14 protein-coding genes are annotated in these 17,928 nt (G+C 39.3%); 1 reads left to right on the forward strand and 13 read right to left on the reverse strand.

What is annotated here, in order from left to right:
* Positions 1-18 precede the first annotated feature (18 nt).
* The 7 genes from QE382_RS00495 to QE382_RS00525 form a co-directional block, all read right to left on the reverse strand.
* On the reverse strand, positions 19-1,932 hold the full coding sequence (locus tag QE382_RS00495; protein WP_307184249.1) for a polysaccharide biosynthesis protein: 1,914 nt from the start codon (positions 1,930-1,932) through the stop codon (positions 19-21).
* Positions 1,933-2,050: 118 nt separating this feature from the next.
* Positions 2,051-3,013 carry a nucleotidyltransferase family protein gene (locus QE382_RS00500; protein ID WP_307184250.1) on the reverse strand — a complete coding sequence of 321 codons (963 nt, stop codon included), beginning with the start codon at positions 3,011-3,013 and terminating at the stop codon, positions 2,051-2,053.
* A gap of 263 nt (positions 3,014-3,276) precedes the next feature.
* Positions 3,277-4,260: a type IX secretion system ring subunit PorN/GldN gene (gene porN / locus QE382_RS00505; RefSeq protein ID WP_307184251.1), complete on the reverse strand. Its 984-nt coding sequence runs from the start codon at positions 4,258-4,260 to the stop codon at positions 3,277-3,279.
* Between the two features lie 31 nt (positions 4,261-4,291).
* Positions 4,292-5,587 (reverse strand): T9SS ring complex lipoprotein PorK/GldK, encoded by a 1,296-nt coding sequence (gene porK / locus QE382_RS00510; protein ID WP_307184252.1) that lies wholly within the window; start codon positions 5,585-5,587, stop codon positions 4,292-4,294.
* Positions 5,588-5,614: 27 nt separating this feature from the next.
* Positions 5,615-6,307 (reverse strand): hypothetical protein, encoded by a 693-nt coding sequence (locus QE382_RS00515; protein WP_307184253.1) that lies wholly within the window; start codon positions 6,305-6,307, stop codon positions 5,615-5,617.
* Positions 6,308-6,438: 131 nt separating this feature from the next.
* Entirely contained in the window at positions 6,439-8,838 is a 2,400-nt protein-coding gene (locus QE382_RS00520; RefSeq protein WP_307184254.1) for a GumC family protein, read from the reverse strand.
* An 8-nt stretch (positions 8,839-8,846) separates the two neighbouring features.
* Entirely contained in the window at positions 8,847-9,629 is a 783-nt protein-coding gene (locus QE382_RS00525; RefSeq protein ID WP_307184255.1) for a polysaccharide biosynthesis/export family protein, read from the reverse strand.
* Between the two features lie 277 nt (positions 9,630-9,906).
* Here QE382_RS00525 and QE382_RS00530 point away from each other — a divergent pair, with 277 nt between their 5' ends.
* Positions 9,907-11,007, forward strand: coding sequence for a nucleotidyltransferase family protein (locus tag QE382_RS00530; RefSeq protein ID WP_307184256.1), 1,101 nt, complete (start codon positions 9,907-9,909; stop codon positions 11,005-11,007).
* Here the strand turns inward: QE382_RS00530 and QE382_RS00535 are convergent.
* The 6 genes from QE382_RS00535 to QE382_RS00560 are packed head-to-tail and all read right to left on the reverse strand — an operon-like array spanning position 10,979 to position 17,920.
* Positions 10,979-11,422 (reverse strand): WxcM-like domain-containing protein, encoded by a 444-nt coding sequence (locus QE382_RS00535; protein WP_307184257.1) that lies wholly within the window; start codon positions 11,420-11,422, stop codon positions 10,979-10,981. The two genes, QE382_RS00530 and QE382_RS00535, sit on opposite strands and share 29 nt — an antisense overlap.
* Before the next feature lie 4 nt (positions 11,423-11,426).
* On the reverse strand, positions 11,427-12,386 hold the full coding sequence (locus tag QE382_RS00540; RefSeq protein ID WP_307184258.1) for an MraY family glycosyltransferase: 960 nt from the start codon (positions 12,384-12,386) through the stop codon (positions 11,427-11,429).
* 28 nt (positions 12,387-12,414) lie between these two features.
* Positions 12,415-14,367 (reverse strand): polysaccharide biosynthesis protein, encoded by a 1,953-nt coding sequence (locus tag QE382_RS00545; RefSeq protein ID WP_307184259.1) that lies wholly within the window; start codon positions 14,365-14,367, stop codon positions 12,415-12,417.
* Between the two features lie 12 nt (positions 14,368-14,379).
* Positions 14,380-15,231 (reverse strand): aldose 1-epimerase family protein, encoded by an 852-nt coding sequence (locus QE382_RS00550; RefSeq protein ID WP_307184260.1) that lies wholly within the window; start codon positions 15,229-15,231, stop codon positions 14,380-14,382.
* 13 nt (positions 15,232-15,244) lie between these two features.
* Entirely contained in the window at positions 15,245-16,984 is a 1,740-nt protein-coding gene (locus QE382_RS00555; RefSeq protein ID WP_307184261.1) for a phospho-sugar mutase, read from the reverse strand.
* A 30-nt stretch (positions 16,985-17,014) separates the two neighbouring features.
* On the reverse strand, positions 17,015-17,920 hold the full coding sequence (locus QE382_RS00560; RefSeq protein WP_307184262.1) for an NAD-dependent epimerase/dehydratase family protein: 906 nt from the start codon (positions 17,918-17,920) through the stop codon (positions 17,015-17,017).
* Positions 17,921-17,928 lie beyond the last annotated feature (8 nt).

Genomic DNA, 17,928 nt, shown 5'->3' on the forward strand with positions numbered 1-17,928 from the left:
ATTCCTTTTCGGAAATGGCTATTTGTCCAGCGTTTCAAAAACAGAATTCTGAGAACGGTATTCCGGCACGATATCTTTCACCAGCTGCACCAATTTCATTTTATCGGTGTTCGGATCGGCGGTTTTTGCCAACGCACACAATTGCTCTATTCTCGCCTTTTGCACATCCAAATCGGGTGTATTCACCTTTGCTATCATGATCTTTTCGTGATAGGTCTTCTCGGTGTTTTCGCCATTCGCCAGCAGCTCCTCAAAAATTTTCTCTCCCGGGCGCAGACCGACGAACTTAATATCAATATCTTCAGGGTAGTTGTAGCCCTTTAAACGAATCATCTGTTTGGCGAGATCTATGATCTTGACCGGCTCACCCATATCAAAAACAAATATTTCCCCACCTTTACCCATTACTGCGGCCTCCTGCACCAATTGACAGGCTTCGGGTATGGTCATAAAATAACGGGTAATATTTGGATCGGTAATGGTGAGTGGCCCTCCTTTGAGCATCTGCTTTTCAAATAGCGGGATGACCGAACCATTAGAACCCAATACATTGCCAAAGCGCGTCACGATAAAGTTCGTTTTGGAGTTGCTATTGACGGTGGATATCGCAATTTCAGCGACACGTTTTGTTGCTCCCATCACATTTGTCGGATTCACGGCTTTATCCGTAGACACCATCACAAATTTAGATACCCCATACTTGTCCGCCAATTGTGCCACATTATAAGACCCCCATACATTCGTTAAAATTGATTCGTAAGGATTGGCCTCCATCAGCGGAACATGCTTATATGCTGCAGCATGAAAGACGTAAGTCGGTCCGTAAACCTGGAACAAAGTTTCCATAAATAGCGCATCCCTGACATTACCTACCATAAACAGGCACCGATCAAAATTTGCCGACGCGTTCAGCTCCTGCTGAATATCATATAGCGAAGATTCTGCCTGGTCTACCACGATCAGCTGTTTGAGATCCGTATGTGCAAGCTGGCGCACCAGTTCACCGCCAATTGAACCCGCACCGCCCGTTACCAATACAATTTGATCCTTCATCTCTGCCGCAATGGACGGGTTGTTCAGATCAATGGCTTTTCGCCCCAGTAGATCTTCGATGCGCAAGCTTCGGATCTGGCGGGTTGCCACCTCTCCTGCTAACAGACGTGCCGTATCCGGAATAATTTTGACAATTAATGGAATCGGTTCTGCTAGCTTAAAAACGTTATTCAAGCGTTCGGGCGACCGATTGTCGATAGCAACAATCAGTTCAGCAGCATTGCCATGGCGATTGACGAACTCTTTATCCAATTTATTGATATCGTGGATTCTAAACCCTTGAATACGGTTGCCGATACGATGCGGATTATCGTCCATAATGGCCACAATGCGGTATTTGGTGCGCGATGTTGTATGGATAAAGTGAAAGGTGGTATTCCCCATATTTCCGGCGCCAAAAAGGATCACGGGAATACGATTATCTTTACCTCCCCACATTAGCTCATGGTACAATGCCCGGTAAAGCACGCGGCTAAACGTCATTCCAAATCCCGCTATCAGCGCATGAAAAAGCAGCTGGGTATCAGAGAAAGGAAAGGCTTCATGCAAGAAAGAAGGCTGCGTCCATTCCAGTAGCTTACATACAAGGACCGAAGAAAAATAGCCCAGTCCAATTGCAAACACCATCCGTTGTAATTCGCGGAGACCGGTTTTATGTATAACCCCCTTAAATGTTCCCAGTAAAATAAAGCAGATCAGATAAATGGTGGAGACCAAAATAAGTTGTATGCGCAACGCATCCGGCTCAACGCCGCCCCTGTGTTTAAAGATGAGCACATAGCTGGCAAGAAAGGACACCACTACTATGATCATATCTATTAAAAGAATAACCCAACGTGGCTTGTTAACGGACAAGCCCTCCCTCCATAAATTACTCATTTAAAATTTATTAAAGTTCCCTTTCGAGGTTTAAGTGTGTGCAGATGTACCAATTATATACTATATAAATCGTAAAAATTCTCCTATATAATAAGAGAACTTCATTTTTTAACACGATCTAAAAGTCTAAATAAATACTTTCATCAACCACCTTCTTCTCCGGCCATAAGCGTTGCGGATAATCTCCGCGCTCGATTAATTGATGAATACTTTGTTGAACCTGATCCTTATCTTCCTTATACGTCACACCAAACCACTTTGCATCGGTTGGAAGCACCGAGAAGTTCGCAATACCTTGTTTTACCATATAATCTGGCAAATCGGGGATAAAGAATTCCGCTTTGGGGTTCTCGTGATTTTGCTTCACAAAGTCAGGAAATAATGCACGTGCAATCTCAAATATTTTAGGTGTAAATCCCCAAAAATTCATCGACACCCTGGTGTTTTCAGGCAACATAGTTTCTATCTCTTCCTGCGCGTAGACGATATCGCTCGCTTTTCGATAGATGTTAGTCCTCTCCGTAACGCTCTGTAAATGATTCGTAGCATTCACTTCACATACACCACGCGAGACATAGCCAAAGTCTGAAAGGGTATTTCCAACCTCAAATCCAACTAATGCCATTTCCGTATCATTGGCTTGATGCTGTAAAAAAGTAGCCATTTTCTGAAAGGCATCATAGCCGTAAAAGTCATCCGCGTTGATCACACAGAATGGCCTATCCACCTCTTGCTCCGCACTCATTACGGCATGTCCCGTTCCCCAAGGTTTTTGACGTTCGACAACGCGATCCACACCGAATTTTTTTAAGTCAAAATCCTGATAGGCGTAAGCAACTTCAACGGAGTCTGGGAGCTTATCCCCTACATTCGTTTTCATCACCTCCAAAAATTCCTCCCGAATTACAAAAACGACTTTTCCAAAGCCAGCCTTTATTGCATCATAAATTGAATAATCGATAATTTTTTCACCAAAGGGGCCAAAGCACTCTACCTGTTTTGCCGAACCATAGCGGCTGGCCATCCCGGCAGCCAAGATGACTAAAATTGGCTTCTTGGAATACATTTCATTTCTTAGCATGACGATTTGATCTTATCTGTTTGTTGTTTTAAATATTTCTTTATATACTACACGATGAACGTTATAATACACGATTATTTTATTTGTTTGTATTTGAAAATTTATAGGATAATAGCAGCATAAAATAACAAAACATATGCCACTATATGTCCTTTACCATTAACAAACTATGAATAATTGATTAAAAAGAACCCTATAGGACCCTAAAATAGTGATGCCTCATCTTTTGTAAAGAGAGGCATCCCCAAAGAACCTTTTTATATTTACAGTTTCTCTTCTGTTGTTGCTCCTTCAGCCTTATTTCCTTCAAGCTCCTCCGCCTTTACGCCTTTCGGATTGCTCCATAGTTTCTTTTTATAGGCATCCAGCTTCTCCTCCACTTTTTTACCGTCCAGCTGCTGGCCCCCATTTTCTGTATCTTTCAGATTTTGCAACATACCAGGCGATGATTCCCTCACGATTGTACTTGCAAATTTGTTCTGTACAAAGAAATCGTCCATGGTCATATCGTACAGACCCTTATCCGGATCAGAAATATCGACCTGTATCAAGCTATAACGCAATTGCGGAAAATACAACCAGAATGCTGGCGTTGCCCCCACAGATTCTGCTAGTTCTGCTGAAGTGGTGATATTCATTAAGGGTGCCACGCCAATAATGCGTGTCTCTAATCGGCTACGTTGCTTATCAAAGAAAATATCCTCCTTCACTCTAAATTTGGTTACGCGTGCCGGATCAAACTCATTCAGCGCCATTTTGGAATCGATCTGATTACCCTCCCCATCAAAAATTGGGACCAGCACGCTATCTGCAAATCGAGCCATTCCCTCTTGCGCACTTAATCTTCCTTTGAACGAATCATCATCCGGACTGTAAAGTGACAATTTTCCTTTTTCAATGGCTTTCATAATCACTTCAATCAATGAGTTGCCTGGTACCGCCAATAAATTATTTTTTTCATCCTTAAGGTCGATATCGCGCCATACACGCTTGTAAAAGCGAATATTCTTTTTATTCACCTCGGGGTAAGCAAAAGGCACCGCATCCTCCATACTATTGGCCTGGTAAAAGCCATCTTCCAATGGAATGGTATCCTGAATTACCTCCCCCGCAGGGATAGGCGTTGAAGCACCCGTTTGCAACATCCGCTGTTGCGCAGGTACAGTATCTATTGTGGTTTCTTGTTGCGCGAACAATGACCCAATTCCAAAAGCCATCGCCGCTATCAATACTATTTCTTTTTTCATCGTTATCGATATTTATATATAGAACAGCGAATTAATATTTACGTGTTTTACTTTGTACGGTTGGCATTTCAAAAGCCGACATCACACAACGGAAACCAATGTAAGAATGCGGTTCATAATCTACCGAGTAATTTCGGGTTTCACTATTTAACTGTTCACCGTTATCTTTCCAAGATCCGCCGCGCACCACCTTACGTTTCAGAGCATCGCCGTCTTTCTCATCAGCATCGTAAAGTAACGCCGGATTTAAGTCATTCACAAAAACAACTGCCGAAGGGCTATACGCATCTAGCGTCCACTCCGATACGTTACCAGCCATATTATAGACACCAAATGCATTCGGCATATACGATTTCACCGGAAGCGTAAACGTGGCACCGTCACGCGAATACGTTCCCTCACCCTGTTTAAAATTGACCGCCAATTTCTTTTTACCTTCCGCACCATCAATAGTCATGCGCGATCCTGCAATCGTATCTTGAGGATCCAATTTACCCGATGCCGCATATTGCCATTGCGCTTCCGTTGGTAGGCTCAAGCTGAGCTGATAGCCATTGAGATAGGAGTTTTTCAATACCGTAGCCGCCATCTCATTTGCACGCCAATCCGTAAACGCACGCGCCTGTCTCCAAGTAACACCTACCACCGGATAATAATCAAAAGAGGGGTGGGTGAAGTAATTCGCATCTAGCGATGCAAGTTGCGCATTTGGAAAATCTTTTGTCCAAATATCTTCAACGGGCATTACGGCTACCGTATCGGTCACATATTTCTTTTTCACATTCCCTTTCGACTGAAGGTAAGAGAAACGATATTTGATCATGTCTGGATTGAGTGCTCTTCTATTGCCTTGCATTTCAAGCATAGGCGCAATACGTTCTTGGATAGCAGGATCATTGCTTCTCCAAATTGGGGATATCTTTTTCACTTTCGCCCAGTTGATCCGCTTTTGTCCAACCTGCTCGCCTGCAACATCCAAAAAATATTGGTCGTCATTTAGATAATCGGTTACAGCGACGGAGTCTGCCACCCAGTTAACAAATTCACGGTATTGTTTATTGGTTACTTCCGCTTCATCAATAAAAAATGCGCTCACACTCACATTTTTCCCGACGTTTCCGCTATCTAGTGATCCTTTGAACAAAATGGTTCCCGAAGGAATATACACCATTCCAGGAGGAGGAGGCAATTTTCCGCCTTTAAACGCATTTACTTTTGGCGCTTTGTACATCGCCGTATTCGATTTACACGCAGTAAAACCAATTAATATAGCTAAAGAAAAAAGCCCTAGCAGGCGATTGCCATTATAACTTTTAAGTATGTTCATTATTATTCTATTTTGATTTAAACTGGCCTAATTACGATTGAACAATGCATATTTTACGCCTACAGACACAAAGCCATATTGATCGTTATTCTTATTGATAACACCATCCAAGTTATCGTTAAAGGTCAAAGTATGCTGGTAGTTCACATTAATTGCCCATTGTGGTCCATAGAGTGTCCGTCCGAAAGGGATATCAACACCGACATTTAATGGAACGACAAAATGAATTTCACCTACGTCTTTGCTAATTTCTCCGCCTACCGATTCCAGATAATTGGCATAGAGCGCAGAAATATTTTTGGCAATTCGATTTTTAACCAATCCAGCTCCAGCGCCCACATAAACGTTTGAAAGGATACGAGACAATGTGTTTGCCTGCAAGGTGTAATAACTGTAATTTTTCGCTCCTTCCAAAAATTGACCAACACGGATTTTTCCGTTGATGTTTCCTGCGAAATATCGATTCTTAAATTCGCTTTCGTAACCATTCCCTGCCAAGGTTCCTTTTTCACCATGCAGCCCGACAGAGATAAAAGGCGTAATGAGATAATCCAATTCCCCATAAAAAGCGAATTTAGATTCCACATTACCTAAATCTGTCAGATTGATGGTCCCTCCAGCACCTGCTCCGATGCTTATTGGCCTAGAGAACTGCGCTGATGCAGTTAAACCTGTTAAAAATAAAATTCCAATAAGGTTAAAAATCAGAAGTTTTTTCATTTGGTCGAGTGTATTAAAATATTAATAACAACGACTTAGGCTTTATAATAGTATCTAATAAAAAATCCCAAGCCGTTATCTACGACTTGGGATTCAACAACAATAAGGCCAAAATTAGTTAATATAGACCTTTATTTTATATTTAAGCGATCTTTTAGATCTTGCCAAACTTTTGCAAGACCAGTTTTCTTAGTACCTTTGTCCCCATAGCCATAGCCGTAGCCATAACCGTAGCCATACCCACGAGCGAAGTCCACGTCATTGACTACAGAAGCAAGATTTTTCAATTTTCCATCGACATACAATTCACGCGGCACCTGCAGTAAGCGCTTGTCTAGATAATTTACACGAGACACATACAGTGTGAGGTCTGCATTATGTGAGATCAACAAGGTATCTGTTACTAAACTTACTGGAGCCGTATCCACCAACACATAATCATAATGCTCACGGGCGTATTTTATTACATCGTCGAAGTGACCATTCATTAATAATTCTGCAGGATTAGGTGCAATATAGCCTGAATAGACCACATCAAAATCATAGTTCCCTGGCTTTTTAATGATGATATTATCTACATCCATATCCGGGTTAATCAAAAATTGGGTAATACCGACATTTGTATGCTGCAAATGAGATAATCCCAAATAATCCAATACTTTTGGGCTTCTTATATCTGCACCAATTAAAAGGACTTTTTTCCCAGACATGGATAGGATCTGGGCTAAGTTTGTGGTGACAAACGATTTCCCTTCTCCAGAGATCGTAGACGTTACGAAAACAACTTTAGATGCCTCCCTATTGTCAGATCCAAACATGAAACTCATGTTCGTACGGAGAATGCGAAACGCTTCGGCGAGCGACGAACGATCATTAAGATGGACGATGGTATCTTCAGCTGTAGGTATTTCACCAAGTACTGGTATTTTGACTATGTCTTCGATATCCTTACGGGAATGAATTTTGTTATCTAATAGAAATTTAAGATAAAGGGTTACAAAAGGTACAAAAAAGCCTATTATCAAAGCTGCTAACAAAACAATTTCCTTTTTAGGAGATACTGGAACTTTATTTCCATAAGCCACATCGATTATTTTCAAATTATCGGGAGTAGCAGCTGCTTTCACCTCGCTTTCTTCACGCTTCTGAAGAAGTAAAAGATATAAAGATTCAACTATTTGCTGTTGTCTAGAAATCTTTCTAAATCCTTGCTCTTGATTTGGAATAGAGCCAATACGACTCTTAATTTCACTTGATTTTTTTTCTAAATTATTTAATGCTAACCTAGTTACACGCTGATAATTTTGCAATGACCTAATGATATTATTACTACTTTCTGCAATATTCTCATTAAGTGCAATAACGGCCGGATTCTGACTAGAGGCTGACTTTAATAGATCGTCACGCTCTAAAACCACCTTATTATACTCTGCAATAGCAGCAGTAATTGATTCATCCTGAAGGCCAATATTAGATGCAATAAGTTTACCTTTCGGCTGATCTCTTAAATAATCATTCATATGATCAACTAATTGCAACTGTGTACGATACTCTAATACTTTCTTCTCATTTTCAGAAGCTGTATTAAGAAAAACACCAGCTTCCGCAGTCATATCCACCATAGAGTTTGCGGACTTAAATTCTGCGGCTTCCCTATCAGAGCCTGAGAGATCTTTAGAGATTAATAGCAAACGTTTGTTTATAAAATCTGAGGTAGCACGAGTTGTGCGCATCTTATCTTCTGTTAAGTCAGCGTTATAAACATCAATTAAACTATTTAAAATCAATTCAGCTTTCTTACTTATTGAAGAAACCATAGAGAAATTTACAATATAAGATTGCATTTCTTTATTGGGTGTAATACTTATAGATGACAGAATTGCGTCTATAGCCCAATCTACAGGCACTATTTTAATTATAAATTCCTCATTAGTTCCAATCCGTGCTCTATTATTACGGCTGAAAACGAGATTCACATTTCTAATTTTAAACGGCTTTTCATAATTAGCGGTAAAATTACTTTTAGATTCCAAATCAGTAATAGATAATTGATTAGAACCTTTTAAAACTATTTTTAGGTTTGCTAATAAAGTATCTTGTTCACCATCTGTCTTTAAAGAAAATGGAACATCTTGTTCTAATACTTCAGCAGTCCGTATTTTGCCCTTTACTGAATAAATAACATTTAAATTATTCCTATTGACAACTTTACGCATTAATCTACGCGAGTAAAGAACTTCTATTTGATCTGTTACAAATGAAGACCTGGAGCCCCCTAATCCCATACTGCTAGTCAATTCAGCAATTCCGGCTAACTCTCCAGCGGAAGCGCTTTTCTCATCTTTTAATAATATCTTGGCTGATGTATTGTATATTCTTTGTGCATATCTTAAATATAATATAGAGATACCCAAAGCAAGAATAACAGTTAAAAGAAACCATTTCCAGTAATAAGCATATTGCTCAAAGAGTTGTCTTAAATTAATACCTTCTCCTTGCGATTCTTTGATATTCGTTGATTGTTGTTCCATGGATATAACTAGCGTGTCAATACAGAAATGACAGTGATTAATAGACCTGCAATGGAGATAATCACATTTGTATTACTTCCAAGTTTAGAGTTATTGATTTGAGATTTATTGGGCTCGACATAGATTACGTCATTTTGGGCTAGATAATAATAAGGTGAATTTAAAGTACTCTGTTGTGTTAAATCTAAACGGTGTACTGTTTTCTGACCATTATTCTCTCTAATTAACATAACATTTTCTCTCACACCACGGATCGTTAGATCTCCAGCCATACCTAATGCTTCTAAAATAGTTACTCGCTCTGTCGGCATAATGAAAGATCCCGGCCGTGCGACCTCACCTAAAACTGAAATTCGAAAATTATTAAAATTTATATTAACTCCTGGATCTTTAATATAAACATTTAAATCAGTTCTAATTTTCTCCATCGCTTCAATTCTAGTTAGTCCAGAAACTTTTACTTTACCCAACATCGGAAGTGTAATCTCTCCATTCTCATCTACAGTGTAAGTGGGCCTAAGTGCTAAATCTGTAGCTTGGGTAACATTACCTGCAGACATTGAACTCATTGGGTTAAATGATGTTGTAACTCTTGGATCGGCCGCAGACACAACAATAGTTAATATATCGTTAGGCTGAATTTTTGGAACATATTGTTCATATATAGCGCTAATCTGAGTTGAATCAGGTTGAAGATAGACCATATTTTTTCGCGAACCGCAGGAACTCAACATCATTAGAATCGTGGCAAATAGTCCTAATAGTAACCCAAACTTTAAAAATAACCGCATGCGTTGTCTGATAATAATTTGATTTATGACAAAAATATATTTTTTTCTCCAAAAACACCTTAAAAATAACATCTTAATAGGGTCCATTCTTTGAGCATCCTGTGCCAAACAATATTTGTGCCGAATTTCACAATATGATGATACTTTTAAATAAACGTTATGGTCTATTAAAACGCTTTATAAATTCGGATAATCATTAGAATTATCCAAATATAATCGTTCTCCTTTCCATCGAGTATGTTTAATCATTATATTTGAGTTAAATTTAATTTCATTCATGAATAAGCCTCTTCAGAATATATTTTTCCAATTATTACGCCTAGGTCTTTGGGGGCATGGAAATGTAGCGAATGATCACATCATCTCTACCGAAGATTGGGAGCAACTCTACACAGCAGCCGTCAAACGCACAGTTGAAGGGTTAATTTACGATAGCTTTAGTCAATTACGTGAAGATCAACTCCCCCCCCTTCCTCTTAGGATGAAATGGGCCATTCGCATAGACCAGATCGAACGTGTTAATATGAAAATGAATGCGATTATTGCAGAGCAATATCACTTCTTTTTGAATAACGGTTTACAACCCATTCTTCAAAAAGGAATGGGTGTTGCACAGTGTTATAGAATCCCCTTACATCGTGTGTCCGGCGATATCGACTGGTACTTTGACCATGGCGAATATTCCCAAGCTCGAACTTTACTGAAGAAAGAACATATACATATCCAAGATACTGCAGGCTTTAGCCTAAATTACTTGTATGACGGCATTGATATTGAGCATCATAAGAAACTTTTTGATATTCGAAATCCATTTAAAAGTTCTTACCTCAAAAATTTAAAGCAATTTTATTCAGATCAGTGTCAATATTTAAAGGTAGAACATCAAAAAGTCCGCCTTCTTTCTCCGGAATTACAAATAATTCAAGTTAATGCGCATATTCTAAAACATCTTATTTCATTTGGGATCGGACTGAGGCAATTTTGTGATTCTGCACGTCTCTACCACACACTATCTTCGAAGATCGATCCTGAAGTTCTTAAAAATATCTATCGCGATCTTGGAATTATTCAATGGGCACATGCCTTACATCGTATCTTAGTAGAGCTTGTTGGCCTTCCAATAACAGATATACCATTTCCTTACCCTAAAGATACAGAAATAAATTGGATCGTTGAAGAGATTTGGTATGCTGGGAATTTTGGATATTATGATGAACGGTTTCAAAATGGAACAACATCTAGCTTTTCTATGCATCCGGACGGCGCTAATCGCCTTTTGAAAAACTTTAGGCGCTATTTTAAATATGCTCCTATGGAAGTATTTTTTTATCCATTGGAGCAGCTGTATTCTAAAGTGATTGGGATAGACCGTGATTGATAAAATAGTCTGTCTCCCAACTATAGTCATCAACCGCTGCATGCTCAATGGGATAATCGGCATATACCAATAATTCACTCCCATCTTGTAACGCACGAAATGCCGTTGCATAACCTGCTGGTACATGTACGATTTTCAGGTCTGATTCATTAAGTATATGATGATCTACAGGCAAATTTGGATCTGCATTTTCCCAATTGTCTATTTTAACCAGACTAAGCGAAAAAGTACCTGAAAGCACATAAAACCACCGTTGCTCAATCCGATGTGCGCGCCAACCACGAATTAATTCAATATCATTATTTTTAATTATGTAGAATCGCTTAACTAGGGTCATATCGAACCCATTAACAAAGCGAATCTGTCCCCTATAGTCCCGGGCAACTCCGCCCTGAATAGTTTTCACTGCAGCCATCTTTCTATCTTTTAACAAATTTATTGATAATATAACGCTTTAATCCCAGATAACATGTACTCAAAAAAATCAACAGTCCAATAGCAAAAAAGATCTGCTTATTGACACTCTCCGATGCTACCTTTATCACCATCAAGCCTACAACAATCTGAAGTAATCCATACGAAAAAGATATCCAGAGTTTATTTACACCGGCCTCATTTCCTAGGTACTGATACAAATGTGAACGATGGGCTTCAAAGATATTTTCACGGAGAGACACGCGACGAATTATAGTCCAAACAGCATCTATTCCATATACGGCCAAAAATAATATATAGATCAAGTTACCGGAATGAATAATAAGTGCCCCCAACGCGAAAAGCAGAATGAATGCAATACTAACAGAGCCTACATCCCCGGCAAAACATTTCGCCTTCTGTCGGAAATTGAAAAAAGCAAATACCAGTACCCCCAAAATGGTATATATCAACAAATCTTGCGCTATAAAATTCAATTTAAAATTGACCAAAAGTAATAAGGTTCCAACAGCCAGGCTATAAGATGCAGTAATACCGTTGATACCATCCATAAAATTGTATGCATTGATTACACCGACCACAACAACAAATGTGACCAGTAAATAATACCAGGGCATACTAAACAATTGCAACTGATAAGTCATTAATAACACTGAAGAGAAATGAACTAACAAGCGAATCTTATTTGAAAGCGTATAAACATCATCCAAAAAAGAGACTAAAGTCATTAGTGTAAGCCCTAAAAAGAAATAAGGATATTGAAAATCGGACAAGAAGAAATAAAATAATGCGGCGAAATAAAATATAACACCACCACCACGCAGCGTTATTGCTGTATGTGAGGATCGCTCGTTCGGTTTGTCAATTATATTAAATTTGTCTGCTACTTTAAAATATAGAAGCTCTAAGACGAAGAGGATAATTAGAATAAATATATATGTCATTACTTTAAATATTGTAGGTTAACGTGTATCAATTCGTCAATAAATTATTATCTAGATCTTCGAAAATAGAATTTTGAGATTTAAACTCTGGAACAATGGATTTAATCAATGAGACCATTTTTATTTTATCATCCATTGGATTCGCCCGCATAACTAATTCACAGAGCTGATCAATTATAATCTTTTTTCCCGCCAAATTTACGGTATTTACTTTTGCAATCATGATTTTTTCATGATAAGTTTTTTCTGTATTTTCTCCATTAGCCAGCAATTCCTCGTAGACTTTTTCTCCTGGCCGCAATCCGACTATTTTGATATCGATATCTTCAGGATAGGATAATCCCTTCAAGCGGATCATCTGCTTCGCTAGATCCATTATCTTAACCGATTCGCCCATATCAAATACAAATATTTCTCCCCCATTTCCCATTACGCCAGCTTCCTGAACAAGTTGGCAAGCTTCCGGAATTGTCATAAAATATCGCGTGATATCGGGATGTGTTATCGTAATTGGTCCACCTTTCTCAATTTGCTTTTCGAACAATGGAATAACTGATCCATTTGAACCGAGCACATTTCCAAACCGCGTCACGATAAAATTAGTTTTTGAACGTTCATTCACAACACTTACAGCGATTTCGGCCACCCGCTTTGTTGCTCCCATAACGTTGGTCGGGTTTACCGCTTTATCCGTTGACACCATTACAAATTTTTCAACTTGATATTTGTCCGCCAATAAAGCAAGATTATAGGATCCAAAAATATTAGTCCATATAGCTTCATAAGGATTAGCCTCCATCAACGGCACATGTTTATATGCTGCTGCATGAAAGATGAATTCAGGACGATAGTGCTGAAATACACTTTCCATAAAATCCTTATCGCGCACATCCCCAACTATAAAGTTAAAATGCTCAAAAAAGGGATTAGAACGCAGTTCCTGTTGTATATCATATAATGCAGACTCCGCTTGATCCAGCACAATTAAATGTTGTGTCACTAATGCAATTTGACGCACTAATTCTGAACCGATTGACCCAGCCCCCCCTGTAACAAGAACAACTTTATCAGCCAATGCTTCCTTAATAATAGGATTGTCAAGCTGTATTGCTTTTCGGCCGAGAAGATCTGAAACCTTCAAGGCCCTGATTTGCTGCGTAGCAACATTTCCCTCCAATAACGCCGCTGAGTTAGGAATGATCTTTATCTTAATTGGGAGCAACTCAGCCTTAGATGAAATATTCTTTAGTCTCTCTGGCGATGAGTTATCAATTGCTATAACCAGTTCTTGGGCACCCCCTATCCGCTCTAACAATTTCTCATTCAGCTCTTCAAGTGGCCTGACGCGAATCCCTTGAATGTAACGGCCTATTCTATTGGGATTGTCGTCGATAATAGCTACTACCTTATAGCGATTTCGAGAACCTAATTGCAATAAATTATAGGTGTTGTGCCCCATGTTCCCTGCGCCAAATAGAATTACTGGGATCGCATTTTGCCTGCTGTTCCAGAAAAAACTATGATATGCCGTTTTATAGAGTAAACGAACGGAGGCCATAGAAATTCCCGTTAAAAGTGCGTGAAACAATAACTGTGTTTGAGAAACATAGTATCGGCTCTCAATTGGGTTCGAAACAATAGCTTCCCATAGGTAAGACAAGGAAACTCCGATAATAAACGCAACGGCGATACAATTTCCAATTAGTTTGAGATCGCGCAAGCCTGTACGCCTCACAATACTTTGATAAGGTTTAAACCAAATGAATATGATAACATAAATTGAAGATATGATTGCCGACTCCAATAGCATAATAGGCCACGGAATTACACCACGATGCTTCATCACCAGAATATAACTCAAAACAAAATTGAACCAAACAATAAAAAGGTCAATTAAAAATACCAACCAGCGTGGCCCATCTTTCCGTAGAAACCCCTTAAGACGATCTCCGCTATTACTCTGTTTATTCCTAACTTCCATTTTTATGTTGTATTATATTACTATACTCCATTTGGCTTCCCATGTCTCCCCTTTATCTAGCTTTACAATTCCCTCTTTCTCGGAAAATAGCAAATTATGATCAGCATGATCGGGTAAACCCTGCCAAGGTTCCAAACATATAAAAGCACCCCCCGGAGCAGACCATAATCCAAAATAGGGAAACCCCTCAAAGGAAAATGTTAGTTTCCGGTTAATCGACTTTAAATGCACTGAATTGGAATTTAGATGTTTAAATATCCAGGCATCCTCTTTAAAAGTATCTTTATTAAGAAATAGACAATGGCTCTCTAATTTTACAGTATCAGATGTTTTCGAAAACAAGTTATTATGCAGATAGTAGCGTTCTACTATATCATCTGCCGGAAACTCCAAGCAACAACTGGTACCAACCTGATCATAAGTGCAATTAAATGCAGGATGAGCACCTAAAGAAAAATAGAGTTCATCACTATTTGGGTTGAAAACTGTATAGCCCACTTCTAGTCTATTTTCCTTCAATTCATACGTTACTCGTAAAGAAAAATCAAAGGGAAAGCAATATCTCGTACTATCATTAGCATCAAGCGCAAAAACGATCCTTGTTATTGTGGTTTCTACAATATCAAAGTCAATATCCCGAGCGAAGCCATGCCTAGGTAGCTGGTAGGTTTGACCGGCATGAATAAACCTTCCTTCTTTCAATGCACCTACGATGGGGAAAAGAATTGGGCTAGACTTAGCCCAAAATCGTTCATCAGCCTGCCATATCCATTCATACCTATCCCGCTTGTCAACAACAGACCGCAATTCTGCACCTTTTTGAAGAACACCAACCCTTAAATAATCATTTTCTATCGTATACATGGCGTTTCAAAAATTATTCACCGATGATATCTTTCATCATACGGTCTACCTTCTCTTCTAAAGCTTTTTGTACATCGGCATAGTCTGCGGCATCTTTTAAGTCTTCTTTCACTGAACAGTAGAATTTGATTTTAGGCTCAGTACCCGATGGGCGGGCCGAAATCACGTCACCGTCTACTGTGATGAACTGCAGTACATCCGATTTAGGCAACGAGATCGCAGTTTTCTCGCCGGTACGCATATCGGTGGTTTGGGACAGTTGATAATCACGGATCTCCTTGACCTGAACACCTCCGAGGCTAGTCGGTAAATTAGCGCGTAATCCCGACATCATCGCCTGAATTTCTTCGGCTCCAGCTTTTCCTTTTTTTGTTAAAGAAATCAGTTTTTCCTGGTAGCAGCCAAATTCCTTATAGATATCCATGAGTACCTCATAGACTGTTTTGCCTTTTGATTTGAAATAGGCGGTCATCTCGGCCAAAAAAGCACAGGCGTTGGGAGCATCCTTGTCGCGTACAAGATCACCGACAAGGTAACCATAGCTTTCTTCCCCGCCCGCCAGATAGTTTGCCGAATCGCCTAATTTGGTCATCAGTTCGCCAATATATTTAAAACCAGTGAGCGTTTCATAGCAGGGCACACCAAAATGTTCTGCAATGTCTGCCTCCAGGTTTGTTGTTACAATCGTTTTAACAATATATGGATTTGATCCCAGCTGCTTAAGATCACTTTTAGCGCTAAGGACGTAGTAGATCAATAAACTACCGATCTGATTACCATTGAGCAGCTGAAACTGTCCCTGGTTATTTTTTACGGCAATTCCCACACGGTCAGCATCCGGGTCTGTTGCCAATACAAGATCAGCATCAATTTCTTCCCCTTTTTTCTTCGCTAAGGCCATGGCATCTTCCTCTTCTGGATTCGGATAAATTACCGTTGGAAAGTTGCCATCAGGAGTAGCCTGCTCAGAAACAACGGACACATTTTCAAAGCCCCAGGCTGCTAGCATTTTAGGAACAATGGTAATGCCGGTGCCGTGTATCGGAGAGAAAACAATTTTTAAGTCTTTTTGCGCTAATACAGCTTCAGGATGAATGCTTAGTTTTTTATTGGCGTCGATGTAGATCTGGTCGATTTCTTCCCCGACGGGAATGATATTTTGTGTATTTCCGTCAAATTTGATGTCATCGACTGAACGGATTGCATTTACTTCCTCGATTACATTTTTGTCGTGCGGGGCAGTCAGCTGGCAGCCGTCGTTCCAGTAGGCCTTATAACCATTGTATTCCTTTGGATTGTGCGAAGCCGTTAGCATCACACCGCTCTGACAGCCAAAATGACGGATGGCAAAGGACAGCATGGGGGTTGGTCGTAAAGACGTGAACAGATGCACTTTGATGCCGTTGGCTGCAAATACGTTGGCAACGAGCTGCCCAAAAGCCTGTGAATTATTGCGGCTGTCATAAGATACCGCTACCTTGATCTCCTGGTCTGGAAACTGTTTTTTGAGGTAGTTAGACAGGCCCTGCGTTGCTTTACCAATCATGTACTTATTCATCCGATTGGAGCCTACGCCCATAATGCCTCTCAAGCCTCCGGTTCCAAACTCCAGATCTTTGTAAAAAGAATCCGTAAGTTCTGTCTCCTCATTACTGTCGATTAAATCCTGAACTTCCTGTCGAGTTCTTTCATCAAAACTGGGGCTTAACCAATCTTCGATTTTCTTTTGTATCTCTTTATCTAGGAATTTCATAAAAATATATCAATATATTGGGTTATATGGCTATTTATTCTGAAATGATTTAATAGTCAATACGAGCCCTTCTTTTGTACTTAAAGGTAAATTAGAAATGCCAAGTGCCTTTTTTATTTTTGTATTTGACACGATATAAGACTCAGTTAGTTTTTTCAAGCGTTCGGAGTTTAAAGGTAATGGAAGCACATCACCTACTTTTACGATTGACTTGATTAGAGAAGCAGATATGTGCCATAATTTAGGCCTTTTGTCTAATGTTTCTGAAATCAACGCAACCAAATCATTTGTCGACAGAGACTCATCATCAGCAAAATTATATATTCCCGAAGGGAGATCTCTCTTTTCAATCATCTTTTGAACAAGAAAAGAAAGATTATGGATACCCAAGAAGGAGCGCTGATTAGGAAAAGAAGCAAGCGGCCAAGGCACTCCTTTTTCCACCACTTTATAAAGAAGATTCAAGTTTCCTTTGTTACCTGGCCCATGTATCATACATGGTCGGATTATAAATAATCTTTTACCTACGGGTATCGACTTACTCAACAAATAATTTTCAGCTTTAAGCTTAGACTTTCCATAAGGTGTCAGCGGATTAGCTTCTGTACTTTCCATAAGAACATCCAAAACAGTATCTGCAACAGCTTTTACAGATGAAAAATAAAAGAAATCCTTTATATCTGATTTCAGAAATAGATCAAATAATTTTATGGTTAAATCACAATTAACAGTAAAATACTCTTCATCTGCAGATGTATTTGAAGTATCATGTGCTTTTCCAGCCAGATGAATAATCGCAGCAGCCTCACCGCTCAACTCCTTTGGCCAATTAGAGTTTCTAAGTGAAAGATTTTTAATACTATTTCCCTCTTTTGCTAAATAATCAGCAAGATTTTGACCGACAAAACCGGAGGCGCCTGTTATAATGATATCCATACTGTTAA

This window comes from Sphingobacterium zeae, assembly GCF_030818895.1.
Classification (GTDB): domain Bacteria; phylum Bacteroidota; class Bacteroidia; order Sphingobacteriales; family Sphingobacteriaceae; genus Sphingobacterium; species Sphingobacterium zeae.

Excerpts from the sequence above, each read along its gene's own strand:
- QE382_RS00495 (WP_307184249.1), bottom strand. The coding sequence starts at position 1,932 with ATGAGTAATTTATGGAGGGAGGGCTTGTCCGTTAACAAGCCACGTTGG.
- QE382_RS00500 (WP_307184250.1), bottom strand. The coding sequence starts at position 3,013 with ATGCTAAGAAATGAAATGTATTCCAAGAAGCCAATTTTAGTCATCTTG.
- porN (WP_307184251.1), bottom strand. The coding sequence starts at position 4,260 with ATGAAAAAAGAAATAGTATTGATAGCGGCGATGGCTTTTGGAATTGGG.
- porK (WP_307184252.1), bottom strand. The coding sequence starts at position 5,587 with ATGAACATACTTAAAAGTTATAATGGCAATCGCCTGCTAGGGCTTTTT.
- QE382_RS00515 (WP_307184253.1), bottom strand. The coding sequence starts at position 6,307 with ATGAAAAAACTTCTGATTTTTAACCTTATTGGAATTTTATTTTTAACA.
- QE382_RS00520 (WP_307184254.1), bottom strand. The coding sequence starts at position 8,838 with ATGGAACAACAATCAACGAATATCAAAGAATCGCAAGGAGAAGGTATT.
- QE382_RS00525 (WP_307184255.1), bottom strand. The coding sequence starts at position 9,629 with ATGCGGTTATTTTTAAAGTTTGGGTTACTATTAGGACTATTTGCCACG.
- QE382_RS00530 (WP_307184256.1), top strand. The coding sequence starts at position 9,907 with ATGAATAAGCCTCTTCAGAATATATTTTTCCAATTATTACGCCTAGGT.
- QE382_RS00535 (WP_307184257.1), bottom strand. The coding sequence starts at position 11,422 with ATGGCTGCAGTGAAAACTATTCAGGGCGGAGTTGCCCGGGACTATAGG.
- QE382_RS00540 (WP_307184258.1), bottom strand. The coding sequence starts at position 12,386 with ATGACATATATATTTATTCTAATTATCCTCTTCGTCTTAGAGCTTCTA.
- QE382_RS00545 (WP_307184259.1), bottom strand. The coding sequence starts at position 14,367 with ATGGAAGTTAGGAATAAACAGAGTAATAGCGGAGATCGTCTTAAGGGG.
- QE382_RS00550 (WP_307184260.1), bottom strand. The coding sequence starts at position 15,231 with ATGTATACGATAGAAAATGATTATTTAAGGGTTGGTGTTCTTCAAAAA.
- QE382_RS00555 (WP_307184261.1), bottom strand. The coding sequence starts at position 16,984 with ATGAAATTCCTAGATAAAGAGATACAAAAGAAAATCGAAGATTGGTTA.
- QE382_RS00560 (WP_307184262.1), bottom strand. The coding sequence starts at position 17,920 with ATGGATATCATTATAACAGGCGCCTCCGGTTTTGTCGGTCAAAATCTT.